Raw genomic sequence first — 16,393 nt, forward strand, 5'->3', positions numbered from 1 at the left:
AGAGAGCGGTAGCCTTTTTTAGGATCGCTTTCTCCCGTTCCAGTCGGTCGATCCTGGCTTCCAGCTCCTGGATTTTCTGCTGTTCGGGAGTCAATGCTTTGCTCTTCGGGGTAACGCCCTGGCGCTCATCTTGGAGCTGTTTCACCCAGCGACGAAGCGCTGATTCAACCAGCCCCAGCGAGCGAGCTGCTTCGATATGGCTGTAGCCCTGATCGAGCACCAGACCAGCGGCCTCTCGTTTGAAATCGGGCGTAAAGGAACGACGTTGCTTGGTCATCAGACACCTCTCTATGGCGAGTATTCTCGCCCTAAATGGGTGTCCGGGATCAGTAGACCACTACACGGTGGACAAGCTTCGCGTTGTCCACCCTACTCGCTACCAAACTGCCGACTCATGCGGGCATCCTCAAGCTATCCGATTGATATTAATGGATATTTAATGGGGATTCCTCAGGGCCTGTCCCCATTTTTCGAGAATTTCCTCACTCAAAAAGGGATTTCATCATCTATAAGAGGGTGGATGTTTACTCGTTTAGAAAACTCTGAATATAGAGCTTGGTGATCTTCCTTGGGCAGGTTTTTCTTAAGCGATAGAAGCGATTGCAGTGCGTTACACGGAACCTCTGCATGTACGGTGTACCAGTGAAAATCTTTTATTGGTGAAAGAATTTCTTGGATGGGTATCGTTTTTGAGAGCTTGTATTTTTTAAGTAGCTCTTCGATATTTGATAGTATCTCTGCAGCTTCCGTGTTTGTTATAGGTTTGTCTATGCACCTGATTCGACTTGATTTGCCGCTAAGGAATATGTGGTCCAGAATTCTGGAGAGCTCTTCTTGTGTGCTCTGAGTGTGGTCTTTATTTATTTCTGACGATAAGATTTTTTTGTTTTCCTTGCTATTGGTTTTGTTTCCTGTGTCTTTTGCTATTAGTTCAATATAGCTTTCAATTTTCTCAAGCTTTACTTCGATGTTGTTTATGCTGAGTTGGCTGATGTTTTTGTTGCCTTTTAAAGCGTCATAGAAAAGAGCTGCCCACTGTTTTTTTAGCGATGTTTTTATTTCGTCGAATGATTCGAAGGTGTAGTAGGCGTTATTTGTGTCTAGGCTTTCAACTAGGTCAAGAAATTTAAATATGTGCCTGTAGCTTTCTTGAGGGAATGGATAGTTTTTGTTGTAACCTTCGGTGAAGTCAATTTCTGATATGTCTTTCTTTGATGCGGTATAGTTACTGGCGTATGCTTTTGCTTTGCTTCTTTTGTAGTTGTCAAAGTCGTGTTTCAAGAATTTGTTTATGAATATGTATTTTGGTACTCCTACCTCAAGACACTTGCGGAATTCCTGAAGAGTGACGGAGTCTGGTTCTGAATGGCTGTGGTGCCCGTAATATATGCTGCCGTAGCTATTGCCTATTATAAGAACAAATAAGTCTGTTTTTTCTATCTCATTTTTACAGGCATCTTGTACATGGGCTTTTAGGTCGAAAAAAATGTCGCCAAACTCGCTCATGACTGGCTCAAAGCCAAACTCTGAAATGAAATGCCTGAGCTGAAATCTAACTTCTTGGAGGTCGTAGCAAGTAGAACTAACAAAAATTCGAGGGGTAGCCATGCAACTCTCCATAAAAAACCCCGCACTAGGCGGGGCTTCTTATTTAGCTTCATCCCCAACATCCATGGCAGGTGTTGGGAGAATCTAGCGTGATTTCAAACTGATATCAATCCCAGCTCAACGCCCCACCAGTCTGATACTCGATCACACGGGTCTCGAAGAAGTTTTTCTCTTTCTTCAGGTCCATGATCTCACTCATCCATGGGAAGGGGTTGGTGGCGCCCGGGTATTCTTCTTTCAGGCCGATTTGGGTCAGGCGGCGGTTGGCGATGAATTTGAGGTAGTCCTCCATCATCGCTGCGTTCATGCCGAGTACGCCGCGGGGCATGGTGTCGCGGGCGTATTCGATTTCCAGCTGGGCGCCCTGCAGGATCATCTGGGTCGCTTCGTCTTTCATCTGCGCGTCCCACAGGCTCGGGTTTTCGATCTTGATCTGGTTGATCACGTCGATACCGAAGTTCAGGTGCATGGACTCGTCGCGCAGGATGTACTGGAACTGCTCGGCGGTGCCGGTCATCTTGTTGCGGCGGCCCATGGAGAGGATCTGGGTGAAGCCGCAGTAGAAGAAGATGCCTTCGAGTACGCAATAGTAGGCGATCAGGTTCTTGAGGAACTGGCGATCGGTTTCCGGGGTGCCGGTTTCGAACTTCGGATCGGAGATCGAGCGGGTGTACTTGAGGCCCCAGGAAGCTTTCTTCGCGACGCTCGGGATCTCGTGGTACATGTTGAAGATCTCGCCTTCATCCATGCCCAGCGATTCGATGCAGTACTGGTAGGCGTGGGTGTGGATCGCTTCCTCGAAGGCCTGGCGCAGGATGTACTGGCGGCACTCGGGGTTGGTGATCAGGCGGTACACGGCCAGGACCAGGTTGTTGGCAACCAGGCTGTCGGCGGTGGAGAAGAAACCCAGGTTGCGCATGACGATGCGGCGCTCGTCTTCGCTGAGACCGTCCGTAGATTTCCACAGGGCGATGTCGGCGTTCATGTTCACTTCCTGCGGCATCCAGTGGTTGGCACAACCATCCAGATACTTCTGCCAGGCCCAGTCGTACTTGAAGGGTACGAGCTGGTTGAGGTCGGCGCGGGCGTTGATCATCTGCTTGTCGCCGACTTCCACGCGTGCGGAGGTGCCTTCGAGTTCGTCCAGGCCTTCCTGGATGTCGAGATCGTTCAGGGCCTTCTTGGCACGGGCGATGGCGTCGGAGTCATTGGCGTCGATGGCGCGGGCTTCGAGGGCGGCGTTGCCACCGACCTGGTTGAGCTTGTCCAGGCTCATGTCGGCAGCGGCTTGTGCGGCAGACTGTTTCGGAGCGGCAGCTTCAGCGCCGTCTTCCTTGTCGAATTCATCCCAGCTCAGCATGGGTTGGCTCCTGCTAGAGGGCCGGCATGAGCCGGCCTGTATGGATAGTGGCTAATCGTCGGTGGCTCGCGGTGCACGCAGAGCGCTACGGCTGATTATCAGAGGCCGGGCTGTAGCCCGGCTCTTGGGTTATGTGGGCCGGCTGCAGTAGCTACAGCCGGCTGGGCCATTACTGGCAGGCTTCGCAATCCGGCTCGTCGATGGCGCATGCCTTCGGAACCGGAGCCGGGCCAGGGGAGGCCTGGGTGGCCGGCGCGGCAGCAGGTGCTGCGCTGAGGCCCTGGTCGCCACCACTGGACACGGCGTTGAGCTTGCCGGTGTTGATGGTGGACTTCTCGGTGCTGGTCGCGGCCAGGGCACGGAGGTAGTAGGTGGTTTTCAGGCCACGGTACCAGGCCATGCGGTAGGTCACGTCGAGCTTCTTGCCCGAGGCACCGGCGATGTACAGGTTCAGCGATTGCGCCTGGTCGATCCACTTCTGGCGACGGCTGGCGGCGTCGACGATCCACTTGGTGTCGACTTCGAAGGCGGTGGCGTACAGGTCTTTCAGTTCTTGCGGGATGCGCTCGATCTGCTGCACGGAGCCGTCGTAGTACTTGAGGTCGTTGATCATCACCGAGTCCCACAGGCCGCGCGCCTTGAGGTCGCGAACCAGGTAGGGGTTGATCACGGTGAATTCGCCCGACAGGTTCGATTTCACGTACAGGTTCTGGTAGGTCGGCTCGATGGACTGCGATACGCCGGTGATGTTGGCGATGGTCGCGGTCGGCGCGATGGCCATGATGTTCGAGTTACGAATGCCTTTCTGTACACGAGCCCGTACCGGTGCCCAGTCCAGGGTTTCGTTCAGGTCGACGTCGATGTACTTCTGGCCGCGCTGCTCGATGAGGATCTGCTGGGAGTCCAGCGGCAGAATGCCCTTGCTCCACAGCGAACCCTGGAAGGTTTCGTAGGCGCCACGCTCGTCGGCCAGGTCACAGGAAGCCTGGATGGCGTAGTAGCTGACCGCTTCCATGGACTTGTCGGCGAACTCGACGGCAGCATCGGAGCCGTACGGGATGTGCTGCAGGTACAGCGCGTCCTGGAAGCCCATGATGCCCAGACCGACCGGACGGTGCTTGAAGTTGGAGTTACGCGCCTGGGGTACCGAGTAGTAGTTGATGTCGATGACGTTATCGAGCATGCGTACTGCGGTCTTCACGGTGCGTGCCAGCTTGGCGGTGTCCAGCTTGCCGTCGACGATGTGGTTCGGCAGGTTGACCGAGCCCAGGTTGCAGACGGCGATCTCGTCCTTGTTGGTGTTCAGGGTGATCTCGGTGCACAGGTTGGAGCTGTGTACCACGCCCACGTGCTGCTGCGGGCTGCGCAGGTTGCATGGGTCCTTGAAGGTCAGCCATGGGTGGCCGGTCTCGAACAGCATCGAGAGCATCTTGCGCCACAGATCCTTGGCCTGGATGGTCTTGAACAGTTTGACCTTGCCCGGGTACTCGGTCAGGGCTTCGTAGTACTCGTAGCGCTCTTCGAAGGCCTTGCCGGTCAGGTCGTGCAGGTCCGGCACTTCGCTTGGCGAGAACAGGGTCCACTTGCCGTCATCGAAGACGCGCTTCATGAACAGGTCCGGGATCCAGTTGGCGGTGTTCATGTCGTGGGTACGGCGACGGTCATCACCGGTGTTCTTGCGCAGCTCGATGAACTCTTCGATGTCCATGTGCCAGGTTTCCAGGTAGGCACACACGGCGCCTTTGCGCTTGCCGCCCTGGTTGACCGCTACGGCGGTGTCGTTGACCACCTTGAGGAACGGCACGACGCCCTGGGATTTGCCGTTGGTGCCCTTGATGTAGGCGCCCAGCGAGCGAACCGGGGTCCAGTCGTTGCCCAGGCCGCCAGCGAACTTGCTCAGCAGGGCGTTATCGCGGATGGCGTCGTAGATGCCGCCCAGGTCGTCCGGAACGGTGGTCAGGTAGCAGCTGGACAGCTGCGGACGCAGGGTGCCGGCGTTGAACAGGGTCGGGGTGGACGCCATGTAGTCGAACGAGGAGAGCAGGTTGTAGAACTCAATGGCGCGGTCTTCGCGGTTCTTCGGCTCTTCGATGGCCAGGCCCATGGCCACGCGCATGAAGAACACCTGGGGCAGTTCGAAGCGCACGCCATCCTTGTGGATGAAGTAACGGTCGTACAGGGTCTGCAGGCCCAGGTAGGTGAACTGCTGGTCGCGCTCGTGGTTGATCGCCTTGCCCAGTTTTTCCAGGTCATAGGTTTTCAGTTTCGGATCGAGCAGTTCGAACTCGACGCCGGCTTCGACATAGGCGGGCAGGGCCTTGGCGTACAGCTCGGCCATCTCGTGGTGAGTGGCGCTGGCGGCGACGTTGAGGAAGCTCAGGCCTTCGGCGCGGATGTTGTCCATCAGCAGGCGGGCGGTGACGTAGCTGTAGTTCGGCTCACGCTCTACCAGGGTGCGGGAGGTCATCACCAGGGCGGTGTTGACGTCTTTCTGAGCCACGCCGTCGTAGAGGTTCTTCAGGGTTTCTTTCTGGATCAGCGCGCCGTCGACTTCCAGCAGGCCTTCGCAGGCTTCGGTGACGATGGTGTTGAGGCGGCCCATGTCCAGCGGCGCCAGGCTGCCGTCAGCCAGGGTCACGCGGATGCTCGGGTGCGGCTCGGCGATGCCGTCGGCAGCGTCGCTGGTCTTGCGCTTGTTGGCCTGGGCTTCGCGGTAGATCACGTAGTCGCGGGCGACTTTCTGCTCGCCGGAGCGCATCAGGGCCAGTTCGACCTGGTCCTGGATCTCTTCGATATGGATGGTGCCGCCCGATGGCATGCGACGCTTGAAGGTCGCGGTGACCTGCTCGGTCAGGCGCGCCACGGTGTCATGGATACGCGACGAGGCGGCGGCATTGCCGCCTTCCACCGCGAGAAACGCCTTGGTGATCGCGACGGTGATCTTGTCACCGGTGTACGGCACCACGGTGCCGTTACGCTTGATCACACGCAGTTGGCCTGGTGCGGTTGCAGCCAGTGCCTGGGTGGCGTCATCACCCTGAGGCGCTTGCGCCTGAGGATTCTCGCGAGTGGTGTCGGTGTGCATGTATGTCTCCGTGATCAATGAAATTTTCGGGGTGAGCGTTCGGCAGCGAATCGTTACCTGTACCTAGCTTTCATTCCAATCGACAAAGCCTGAGGCCTGCACAAGGCTGGCAGCAGGGTGTTGCAAAAAGGCGGTGATGGACTGCTGGCGTTTTTGCGCAGTTGCAGTCGGTACTGCTTCGAGGCCGGAACGCTATCCCTGGCTTAACTGGTGCTTCCTGCTGCACGCGGTCACTAGATGTAGTGTTGCCGGTGCAAGCGTGGCAAGCGGTGTTCTATTTGCGTCGAATGACCCGGGTCGTTCGATACCGCTGTGTTCTGGTTGCCGGAGCGTGGTACTCGGTGGCTTTTCTGTGCACCGAAACGACTCTAGGCATGGACTTTTTCAGGGCATTTATGCTTGTGTCCATTTTTGCCAAAAACCCAACATGTAGGTGTTTGGCGAGCTGGGGATACAAGATAGTGCGATGGCGGAGCTAAGGCAAGCCCTTCGGCCTGTGGATAAATCTGTGGGTTAATGCGGGGTAAGTGGCGCAAATGCCCATGGTTACTGGTGATGCCAGGGGCGGCGGCCTGATTGCCGCAGGCAGTTTTTTTTGCGGGTTTGACGAGGGAAATTCACTTCGTCACATAAACACAATATGTAGGGTTTATTCGGGAACTTTGGCCTGCAATATGCAGATGCGCGGCTGCTCTCTGCGGGCAGCCGCCACTAGCCGATGGCGCAAGGATTTTATCGTGTCATGGCTGAATCAGCGCCTTGTGTTTCAGGGCGCGTTTCTGCGCGTCGGGCAACTCGTCACGATCACCATAGGGCGCCGTGTACCAGCCACCATAGGTGGGGTTGGGCAGCAGGAACCAGCGCTGGCCGAACCAACCCAGGTAGGGCGCCGCAGCCTGGCGTTGTGCGCTCATGCGATTGGGGGCGGCGATGAAATCGCCATAGCTGTCGCCGACCAGTAGCAGAACCCGGGCGCGCTCGCCGACCCACTGGCGGCGGCAGGTCTTGTCCGAGCCCGCTTGTTGGCAACCGCCAATGGCCGTGCCAGCAGTGAGGATCTGCCCGGCGTCATCGATGGGAAAGCCGGCCCGCTGCAGGTTGCGCAGGGTATCGGCTTCCTGGCCGGGCTCGCGGTTGGTCAGGTAATAGGGCGTGATGCCGAGCTGGGCCGCTGCCTGCATGAAGGCTACCGAGCCGGGCAGGGCGCGAGCTTCGGCCTTCTCGACCCAGCGGTACCACTCGGCATAGTCGTAGGCGCCGCCATCGACCACCGCCTTGGCGTTCACCGGGGTGTTGTCGAGCAGGGTCTCGTCGATGTCGACGATCAGCGCTGGCGGCAGGCCGCTGAGGTCGCGCGGCGGCTGGGCGAGGGCATCCCACTGCGGGTCGGCCAGTGCGGGCTGCAACTGGCGGGTCGCCGCGGCGTAGACCTGGCGATAGAGCAGCTCATGCTCGATGGAGGTTTGTGTCCACAGCACCGCGTCGAGCTGGTCATGGCTTTTCGGCGCTTGCTGGCAGCCCGTAAGCAGGCTTCCCAGCAAGTAGAAGGTCAATAACGGTGCTTTGCTACGCATTTTGGATGCTCCGATAGTTCATATGGAACGGCAGCAAAGTGGCGGAAGTAGCCTTTCGTAGGGTGGACGACGCTTCATCCGTCCACCGCTCTGCGATTGCAATGGTGGACAAAAAGAGCGTTGTCCACCCTACGTAGGAACCGGCAGCTGTTGCCTTTTCTCTGCCCATCGCAGATACGGATTTCCTTTCGTATCCATCAAGATCTGCGGTCACGAATCGCCGCTTAAAAACTGACCGTCGCCGACAGCCGCGCGGTACGCGGATCGCCTGGAAACAGATAACCGTCACCTTGGTAGGCGCCAGCATCGCGCCAGTAGCGTTTGTCGAACAAGTTGTCGACGGTCAGGCGCAATACCGTATCAAAGCCTTCGATGCGGGTGGTGTAACGGCTGCCGAGGTTGAATACCGTGTAGTCGGCGACTTTCACCGTGCCGCCCGGGTTGGCGTACTTGCTGGCGCTGTATTGCATGCCGCCGAGCAGCGACAGGCCTTGGATGCCGGGAATCTGGTAATCCGCGGCCAGGCTGGCGCGTACCTTGGGCACGTTGACCGCTTGGTGTCCTTCGTAGGCTTCGGTGCCGCTGTCGATGGCCCGGGCGCGGATCACCGCGGTGCTGGCTGACAGCTGCAAATTACGGCTGGCATGGCCGCTGGCGGAGAGCTCCAGGCCGATATTGCGTTGCTTGCCCTGCTGCACGTAGGTCAGGTCACCGTTGTCGTCCGGGCGGCTGTATTGCAGCGCCTGGTCGATACGGAATAGCGCTGCGCCTAGGCTCAGGCCCTGCCAGTCACGTTTGAAGCCGGCTTCCAGCTGGCGGGAAATGGTCGGAGCGAGAATTTCGCCAGCGTTAGTGGTGAACCACGGCGCTTCGCCGCCCAAAGACAGGCCCTTGCTGTAGCTCACATACAAGGTGGTGTCGGCCTGCGGCTTGTAGAGCAGGGCGGCGTTGGGCAGGAATTCGCTGCGCCGGGTATGGCGCTGACTGATGCCATCTTCATCGTACGACTCTTCATCCAAGCGTACCTGCCGCCCGCCCAGCAGCACCTGCCAGTGTTCGTCGAAGTTGATGCGGTCGCTGAAGAACAGGCCGTACTGGCGGCTGTCGAGGCGACGTTGTTTGGGGTTGAGCGGCAGGTCGGTCGGGGCGAAGTCGGCTGGGTCTTCATGGATATTCCCGGTACCGATTGGCACGTTGACCGAAGCGCGTCGGTCAATGGTGCGGCGCAGCGCGCTGCTGCCAATGGTCAGCTCGTGCCTGATGATGCCGGTGGTGAAGGCGCCGGATAGAGTGGCTTGCAGCTCGTCATGCCGACGGGTGTCGTCCGGGCTACGGTAGTCGTAGATGTCGTAGTCACCCTCAGGGCTGAACTGGGTGAGCCAGTCGCTACAACCGGAGGCCGGGCTGCAGCCGTAGGGGAAGCTGCTGTAATCGTCGATCACCACTTCGCTGCGCGAGGCATCGAGGGCGGCTTTCCAGTTGTCATCGAAGCGATATTCGAAACGCCCGCCGAGGTTTAGCGAATCGATGCCCACGGGCTTCGACCAGCTCTGATGGCCCAGGCGCTTGTCCGGGTCGACGCCGCTTGGCACCTGGGTGCCGCCGAGCAGTTGATAGCCGGGCACCGAGCGCTGCTCGCGGGTCTGGTATTCGGCGTCCAGCTGCAGGGTGGCATCCGGCGAGATGTTCCAGTCCAGCGCCAGGGAAATAAGGTCGCGCTTGCCGTCGGTATGTTCGACGAACGAACGGATATCCTCGTGGGCCAGGTTCAGGCGCACGCCCACCTGCTGCTCGGCGCCGAACCAGTGGCCAAGGTCGGCGGCCAGGTAGCGCTCGCCGTCCTGGTTGCTGGCTACGCTCAGCGAGCGCACGTTCTCGGCGCGCTTGGTCACGTAGTTGACCAGCCCGCCCGGCTCGGTGACGCCGCTTTGCAGGCCGGACAGCCCCTTGAGCAGTTCGACCTGCTGCTTGTTCTCCAGCGCCACGTTCTGCTCGCCCACCACGCTGCGGCCGTTGACCCGGTAGCTGTTGGCGGCATTGAGCGAGAAACCGCGCACCACGAAGTTCTCGTAGTAACCGATGGGCGCGTAAGCCTCGCCCACCGAGGCGTCGTTCTTCAGCACGTCACTGAGCAGGCGTGCCTGCTGGTCGTCGATCAATTGCCGGCTGACCACCGACACCGAGGCCGGCGTGTCGAGCCGCTCGGCCTCATTGAAGCCGCCCACCGCGGCGCTGCGTGCCCGGTAACCGTCGCCGGCCTGTTCCTCAATGGTGGTGGCATCGAGCACTACCGCCGACTCGGCGGCCCAGCAGAAGGTCGGGCTCAGCGCCAGGGCGAGCAGGCTCGGGGCAAAGCGCGGGCAGGGCAGGGCCATGCAAACTCCTTGGTTGCAGCGGTGGGCGGTTGGCTATCCGGCGTGCGTACGATTTATCGGCTGCGTGGCAGCCATCGTTTGGCGGGGCGGCATTCTCCCTCATAAAAGCTGCCGTTGCCATGCCGGTTCTCGGCGTCCGTAGCCTGTGGTTGAACGAAGCGATACCCAGGAGTTGTCCCCGGGGTTCGCTGCACTCTACGCCGGGCTACCAGAGCCGTAGTAGCGGGTATCAGTCAGAACGGCGCCGGGCACTCGAAGCGCAGGCGCTCGCCGCTTTGCGGGTGGGTGAGGCTGAGCATGCTGGCGTGCAGGCACAGGCGTGGATAGGCGGCCAGGGCTTGTGCGTGGGCGTACAGGCCGTCGCCGAGCAGCGGGTGGCCGATGGACAGCATATGCACGCGCAGCTGATGCGAGCGGCCGGTGATCGGCGTCAGTTCGACGCGGGCATGCTCGGCATGGCGTTCGAGTACACGCCAGAAGGTCAGGGCGTGCTTGCCCTGTTCATGGTCGACCACGTGGCGCGGCTTGGTCGGTGGGTCGTAGCGCAGGGGCAGGTCGATGCTACCGCTGTCACCCTCCGGCGAGCCCCAGCACAGGGCGGTGTAGGCCTTTTCCGTCTCGCGGTCATGGAACTGGCGGGACAGCTCGCGGTGGCTTTCGGCATCGCGGGCGAGCACGATCAGCCCCGAGGTTTCCCAGTCCAGGCGATGCACGATGCGCGCTTCGGGGTAGCCGTTTTCCTGCAGGCGGGTGACCAGGCAATCCTTGTTGTCGTCGGCGCGGCCAGGCACCGAGAGCAGCAGGGTGGGCTTGTTGATCACCAGTAGGGCGGCATCCTGATGGACGATTTCGATTTGGCTGAGCGGCATGGGCGTGTACAGATTCTGTAGGAGCGGATTCATCCGCGATGGGCTTGGCCTGTAAGAGCTCGCGGATAAATCCGCTCCCACAGGCAGGCTCGTGACAGCAAAATGGCGGCCACCAGGGCCGCCATTCTTAGATCTAGTTAGGAAAAATCTATTTTGGGCTCTGCGAGCTAGAGCACTGCAAGGCAAAAACAGGTGAGGAAGCGGAGTGTACTGTTGTACATGAGCATTCCGAGCCTGGTTTTAAGGCCGAAGGGCCGACGCGCAGCTAGCCCAAATAGATTTTTAACGATCTGGCAGGGTGATGTTCAACTCCAGAATCGAGCAGCTGCCCTGGTTTTCCAGTGCGACCTGCACCTGATCCGAGTCGATGGCGACGTACTTGCGGATCACTTCAACCAGCTCCTGCTGCAGGGCAGGCAGGTAGTCGGGCTGAGTGCGCTGGCCACGTTCGTGGGCAACGATGATCTGCAGGCGCTCTTTGGCGATGGAGGCTGTGGTTTCCTTCTTGCGCGAACGCAAGAAGTCGAAAATATTCATTCGCGACCTCCGAATAGGCGTTGCAGGAAGCCCTGCTTTTTCACATCAAGGAAACGGTGGGCCACTTCCTTGCCGAGCAGGCGATCCACGGCATCGCTGTAAGCCTGGCCGGCGTCGCTCTGGTCGTCGAGGATTACCGGTACGCCCTGGTTGGAGGCCTTGAGCACTGCCTGGGATTCGGGGATCACACCGAGCAGGCGGATGGCGAGGATTTCCTCGACGTCTTCCACGCCGAGCATTTCGCCCTTGGTGACGCGCTCCGGGTTGTAGCGGGTCAGCAGCAGGTGTTCCTTGATCGGGTCGCCGCCCTGTTCGGCACGCCGCGATTTGCTGGCCAGCAGGCCGAGCATACGGTCGGAGTCACGTACCGAGGACACTTCCGGGTTGGTGACCACGATGGCTTCGTCAGCGAAGTACATGGCCAGGTGGGCGCCTTTCTCGATACCGGCCGGCGAGTCGCAGACCACGTATTCGAAGTTCTCGCGCAGTTCGTTGATGACCTTCTCGACGCCTTCCTGAGTCAGCGCGTCCTTGTCACGGGTCTGGCTGGCAGCCAGCACGAAGAGGTTCTCGAGACGTTTGTCCTTGATCAGTGCCTGGGTGAGGCTGGCTTCGCCGTTGACGACGTTGACGAAGTCGTACACCACGCGGCGTTCGCAGCCCATGATCAGGTCGAGGTTACGCAGGCCGACGTCGAAGTCGACGATGACGGTCTTGTGGCCGCGCAAGGCGAGGCCGGTACCGATGGCAGCGCTGGTGGTGGTTTTACCGACGCCACCTTTGCCGGAAGTGACTACGAGGATCTTGGCCAAGGTGATTCACCCTAAAAATGAATAAAAGCAGGAGCCTGCCGCGGTTGGCGGTCTGTCGAAAGAATCGCTACGGCGGGGCATTGCTACGAACGGGCGGTATATCCGCTGGTAGATGCTTGCCGGTGATTGTTTTGACAGCCCGCCCAGAGGCGTTCAAGGGCCCTGTGTGACAGTTAAAAGTGCCGGGCAGTATCCGTTAAAGACGGGTGATGTTCAACACGTCGCCCGTCAGGCTGACTTGCACCGCGCGGCCCCAGTTGGGGTCGCGGCGCAGGTCCTCGGCAACCTTGTACTGGCCGGCGATGGAGAGCAATTCGGCGCCCATCTGCTGGCAGAAAATCCGCGCTTGCCGGTTGCCCTTGACGCCGGCCAAGGCCCGGCCACGCATTGGGGCGTAGACATGGATGTTGCCATCGGCGAGAAGTTCCGCGCCGGCACTCACCGGCGCCAGTACCACCAGGTCGCAGCCCTGGGCGTAGATCTGTTGGCCGCCGCGCACCGGAGCCGTGATCACGCGGGTCGGTTTGACTTCCGGTTCCACCGGTTTGGGGGCGGGATCGATGACCCGCTCGCGGGCACCGGAAGGCGGCAGCACCGGCAGGTCCAGGGCGTTGGCGGCAGCGATGTCTTCCTCGCGGCTGGCGCGCACCGCCAGGGTGCGCAAGCCGTGCTTGCGACACAGGGCCATCAGCTCGCCGAGGTCGAGGTCGCCTTCTCCATGGGGCAACTTGTCCAGGGCCAGCACCAGCGGCGTGTTGCTGAAGAAGTTGGGCGCCTGGGCGACCTTCTCCGCGAGTTGCAGGTCGAGGCGGGAGAGGTCGTTGTGCGCCAGCTCCATCACGGTGATGGCCAGCATGCTGCCTTTGAGCTGGAACACGGGGTCTTGGTCGAGGAGATCAGCTTGGCTCATGGTCTGCCTGATGGCCCTTGAAAAATTAGCGGGACTTATAACGAGAACGGCGGCGGGGCTCAAGGATAAATGTCGCAGCGGCTGCCGTCGCCAGGCTTGCAGTGACACGCTGGCGAGCCATTGGTGCCCTGGCTGCCCGCACGACTCGCATCGGTTGTGCAGCGCCAAGCGTGCGCGCTATGTTGCCGACCCTTTTCAGGCGAATGATCGAGTACCTTTTTCGGCCCCATGATGAATAGCGCTTGCATACAGGTAACCCAGGCCACGAGCGAAAATATCGACGAGGCGATTCGCTTCGTGATGGCCGCACGCGCGGAAATTTTCCCGATGCTCGACAGCACGGTGCTGCCGGCCGACCTGCAGCGCTTTGCCCAGGTGTATGTGCAGGGCGAGGCGGGCGCATTCTGGCTGGCGCGCTGTGCGGGGCAGGTCGTCGCCGCCGTCGGCTACCTGCCCTACGACCACCGCTTCGCCCAGCTCGACTACCAGGGCGTATCCACCGTGGAAATCGTGCGGCTATTCGTGGCACCGGCCTTCAGGCGCTCCGGCCTGGCCGCCAGGCTGTGCAGCGAGTTGCGCGAGCACGCCATCAGCCAGGGCGTAGAAATGCTCTACCTGCACACCCATCCCTTTTTGCCGGGCGCCGTCCGTTTCTGGGAACGGCAGGGTTTCGAGGTGGTGGATGTCGAAGCTGACCCCATCTGGCAAACCACCCACATGCAGCTGGCCCTGCGCTAGCTCAGGCGGTATCGCAGCGGGCGATGGCATCTATTTCCACCAGGTAACCATGGTGCAGACCGGCTACCGGTACCACGGCGCGAGCCGGGCGATGGCTTCCAATCAGTTGCCGGTACAGCTGGTCGAAGACCGGCCAGTGCTCCACCCCTACCAGATACACGGTGACTTTCAGCAGGTCTTCGGGGCTGGAGCCTGCCTCATCGAGGATCGCCAGCAGGTTGCCAAGGGCACTCCGGGCCTGTTCCACGAACGGCTGCTCGGGCTGGTGCCTGCCGTCGGCTTGAACCGGGAGTTGTCCTGATACGTACAGCAGGCCGGCATGGCCGATGGCCTGAGCATAGTGGCCACCGGGAGGCGCCGCCTGGTTGCTGTGCACCTGGGTTATGGGCCTACCAGCCATGCCAGCGACTCCACGGACGAGCTTCGCCGCAGGCGCTGATCGCCTGGTAATGGGGAAACTGCGCGCCCGTTGCACAGGCGTGGTTGGGCAGGATGCGCAGGCGAGTGCCCAGTGGAAATCGGCTGGCCAGCTCGGCGCCACTCACCCCGGGCAGCGTGACGATACCGTGTTCCTGATTGGCCGCGCTGAGCTGCATGCCTTCGATCCAGTGACCCGCCTGCGTGCAGACCTGGCCATAGCCGAAGTCGCGTTGCTGATGCTGGGTGCCTCGGTCGCGGCTCATGGCCATCCAACCGGCGTCGACGATGATCCAGCCCTTGTCCGGCTGGTGACCAATGACCTGGGTCAGGACGCTCAGCGCCAGCTCCTCGGCCTGGCAGACACCGACGTTGTGCATCACCAGGTCGAAGAAGGCATAGACGCCCGCGCGCACTTCCGTGACGCCGTCCAGTTCGCGGGCCGACAGGGCGGTTGGGGTGGAGCCGACGCTGACGTCGGGGCAGGGCAGCCCGGCGGCGCGCAGGCGCTCGGCGGCGGTGACGCAGGCCAGGCGCTCCTGTTCGGCCAGTTGCGCCAGTGCTTGGGGATCGCTTAGTGCATAGCTGGAGCCGGCATGGGTCAGGACGCCGGCGAGTGACAGCCGGCCCTGGGCAATCACCCTGGCGACCGCCAGCAGGGCCGGGTCTTCGGCGCGCAGGCCGGCGCGGTGGCCGTCGCAATCGATCTCGATCCAGACGTCGAAGGCTTGCCCCTGTTCGCTGGCGAAGCGGGAGATGGCCTGGGCGCCCTGCAGGCTGTCGGTGAGCAGCCCGAGCTGGCAGCCACGGCGCACCAGATCAAGGGCCTGAGGCAGCTTGTCCGGGGCCATGGCGACCGCATAGAGAATGTCGTCGATGCCGTGCTCGAAGCACCGCTGCGCTTCCCCGAGCGTCGAAACGGTCACGCCCGTGGCACCGGCAGCGATCTGTGCGGCGATCACCGGCAGGCACTTGCTGGTTTTGACATGGGGGCGCAGACGCACGCCGAGGGCGTTCATGCGGCCCTGCATACGTTGGATATTGCGTTCCAGGCGCGGCACGTCGAGAACGGCAGCGGGCGTCTGCAACCTTGCGGGGGGCGTGATCATGATGAACTCCAGGGCGGGTGGTGGCGGCACTTTAGGGCTGCGAGCAAAGCCTGTGGTTAAATCAGCCGTCATCTTTCATTAAGTGCTGATTAATGATCGCCATCGAGGATCTACGCCTGGCGGCCACCCTGGCCAATGCCGGCTCGCTCAGTGCCGCGGCTCGTGCGCTCAACGTCTCGGCGCCGGCGCTGTCGATGCGTTTGCAAACTGGAGGCTCGGCTGGGCGTGGCCCTTGCCAATCGCGACGCGCGGCGCCTGAGCCTGACGCTGGAAGGCGAGCGCTTTGCCCGGGAAAGCGCGGCGCTGCTTGAACGCCTCGACGCGCTGCCCGATTCCTTCCGCCAGCCAGGTGGGCAACTGGCTGGCCCCCTGCGTCTGGCCGCGCCCTTTGGTTACGGCCGCAAGCGCGTGGCGCCGGTGCTGGCTCGTTTCGCCCGGCTGCATCCGCAGGTACAGGTGCAACTGGATCTGCGTGAGGCACCGTGGCCGGACCGGCACGATAGCGATGCGGTCATCCATATCGGTCATGTCGACGATTCGGCCTGGACCGCTCGCCTGCTTGCCGACAATCAGCGCTGGCTGTGTGCGAGCCCGGGCTACCTCCAGCGGCACGGCGTTCCGCTGGAGCCCGAGGCGTTGGCGCAGCATCGCTGCATCTGCATTCGTGAGAACGACGATGACGTAACGCTTTGGCACCTGCGCAAGGGCAGCTCGTTGCGCACCCTGCGGATCGAGCCGGCGATGCTCAGCAACGATGGCGGCGTCGCCCGCCACTGGGCCGAGCAGGATCAGGGGCTGCTGTTGCGCTCGCAATGGGATGTCAGCGAGGCCATCGCCAATCAGCGCTTGTTGCGCGTATTGGCGGACTGGACGTTCGACGGCGCGCCGATCAATCTGCTGGTGCCGGCCCGTCAGCGGCGTACCGCGCGGCTGCAGGCGCTGACCGATTTTCTCGTCGAGTCGTTGTGACCGCGGCGGACGATGCCCGGGCAAACTGTC

13 protein-coding genes and 1 pseudogene are annotated in these 16,393 nt (G+C 60.9%); 2 read left to right on the forward strand and 12 right to left on the reverse strand.

All coding sequences use genetic code 11. The features are described 5' to 3' along the window. The 10 genes from BUC40_RS21590 to minC all read right to left on the reverse strand — a co-directional run. The coding region (locus tag BUC40_RS21590; protein WP_139272223.1) for a transposase at positions 1-277 on the reverse strand (277 nt) is incomplete at its 3' end. 209 nt (positions 278-486) lie between these two features. Continuing rightward, positions 487-1,608, reverse strand: coding sequence for a DUF4062 domain-containing protein (locus BUC40_RS21595; RefSeq protein ID WP_073268728.1), 1,122 nt, complete (start codon positions 1,606-1,608; stop codon positions 487-489). Between the two features lie 106 nt (positions 1,609-1,714). After that, positions 1,715-2,968 carry a ribonucleotide-diphosphate reductase subunit beta gene (locus BUC40_RS21600; protein ID WP_073268730.1) on the reverse strand — a complete coding sequence of 418 codons (1,254 nt, stop codon included), beginning with the start codon at positions 2,966-2,968 and terminating at the stop codon, positions 1,715-1,717. 169 nt (positions 2,969-3,137) lie between these two features. Beyond that, entirely contained in the window at positions 3,138-6,053 is a 2,916-nt protein-coding gene (locus BUC40_RS21605) for a ribonucleoside-diphosphate reductase subunit alpha (RefSeq protein WP_073268732.1), read from the reverse strand. Positions 6,054-6,793: 740 nt separating this feature from the next. Continuing rightward, on the reverse strand, positions 6,794-7,627 hold the full coding sequence (locus tag BUC40_RS21610; RefSeq protein WP_073268734.1) for a 5'-nucleotidase, lipoprotein e(P4) family: 834 nt from the start codon (positions 7,625-7,627) through the stop codon (positions 6,794-6,796). 224 nt (positions 7,628-7,851) lie between these two features. Further along, positions 7,852-10,002 (reverse strand): TonB-dependent siderophore receptor, encoded by a 2,151-nt coding sequence (locus BUC40_RS21615; protein WP_073268736.1) that lies wholly within the window; start codon positions 10,000-10,002, stop codon positions 7,852-7,854. 233 nt (positions 10,003-10,235) lie between these two features. After that, positions 10,236-10,871 carry an RluA family pseudouridine synthase gene (locus tag BUC40_RS21620; RefSeq protein ID WP_073268738.1) on the reverse strand — a complete coding sequence of 212 codons (636 nt, stop codon included), beginning with the start codon at positions 10,869-10,871 and terminating at the stop codon, positions 10,236-10,238. A 282-nt stretch (positions 10,872-11,153) separates the two neighbouring features. Continuing rightward, positions 11,154-11,408 carry a cell division topological specificity factor MinE gene (gene minE, locus BUC40_RS21625; RefSeq protein WP_013790888.1) on the reverse strand — a complete coding sequence of 85 codons (255 nt, stop codon included), beginning with the start codon at positions 11,406-11,408 and terminating at the stop codon, positions 11,154-11,156. After that, positions 11,405-12,220, reverse strand: coding sequence for a septum site-determining protein MinD (gene minD / locus BUC40_RS21630; RefSeq protein WP_073268740.1), 816 nt, complete (start codon positions 12,218-12,220; stop codon positions 11,405-11,407). The genes minE and minD overlap by 4 nt, the downstream gene beginning before the upstream one ends. A 196-nt stretch (positions 12,221-12,416) precedes the next feature. After that, positions 12,417-13,130 (reverse strand): septum site-determining protein MinC, encoded by a 714-nt coding sequence (gene minC / locus BUC40_RS21635; protein ID WP_073268742.1) that lies wholly within the window; start codon positions 13,128-13,130, stop codon positions 12,417-12,419. Positions 13,131-13,361: 231 nt separating this feature from the next. Between minC and BUC40_RS21640 the strand changes: the two genes are divergently transcribed. Continuing rightward, the gene (locus BUC40_RS21640; protein WP_073268839.1) at positions 13,362-13,868 is read left to right on the forward strand and encodes a GNAT family N-acetyltransferase; all 507 of its coding nucleotides are present in this window, start codon (positions 13,362-13,364) and stop codon (positions 13,866-13,868) included. Between the two features lies 1 nt (position 13,869). On the opposite strand, the gene BUC40_RS21645 is transcribed toward BUC40_RS21640, so the two are convergent. Further along, on the reverse strand, positions 13,870-14,268 hold the full coding sequence (locus tag BUC40_RS21645; RefSeq protein ID WP_073268744.1) for a RidA family protein: 399 nt from the start codon (positions 14,266-14,268) through the stop codon (positions 13,870-13,872). Beyond that, positions 14,258-15,394, reverse strand: a complete 1,137-nt coding sequence (locus tag BUC40_RS21650) for a DSD1 family PLP-dependent enzyme (RefSeq protein WP_073268745.1) — start codon at positions 15,392-15,394, stop codon at positions 14,258-14,260. The genes BUC40_RS21645 and BUC40_RS21650 overlap by 11 nt, the downstream gene beginning before the upstream one ends. A 92-nt stretch (positions 15,395-15,486) precedes the next feature. Here BUC40_RS21650 and BUC40_RS21655 point away from each other — a divergent pair. Beyond that, positions 15,487-16,363 (forward strand): annotated as a pseudogene (locus BUC40_RS21655) (LysR substrate-binding domain-containing protein). Positions 16,364-16,393 lie beyond the last annotated feature (30 nt).

The organism is Phytopseudomonas punonensis, assembly GCF_900142655.1.
GTDB lineage: Bacteria > Pseudomonadota > Gammaproteobacteria > Pseudomonadales > Pseudomonadaceae > Aquipseudomonas > Aquipseudomonas punonensis.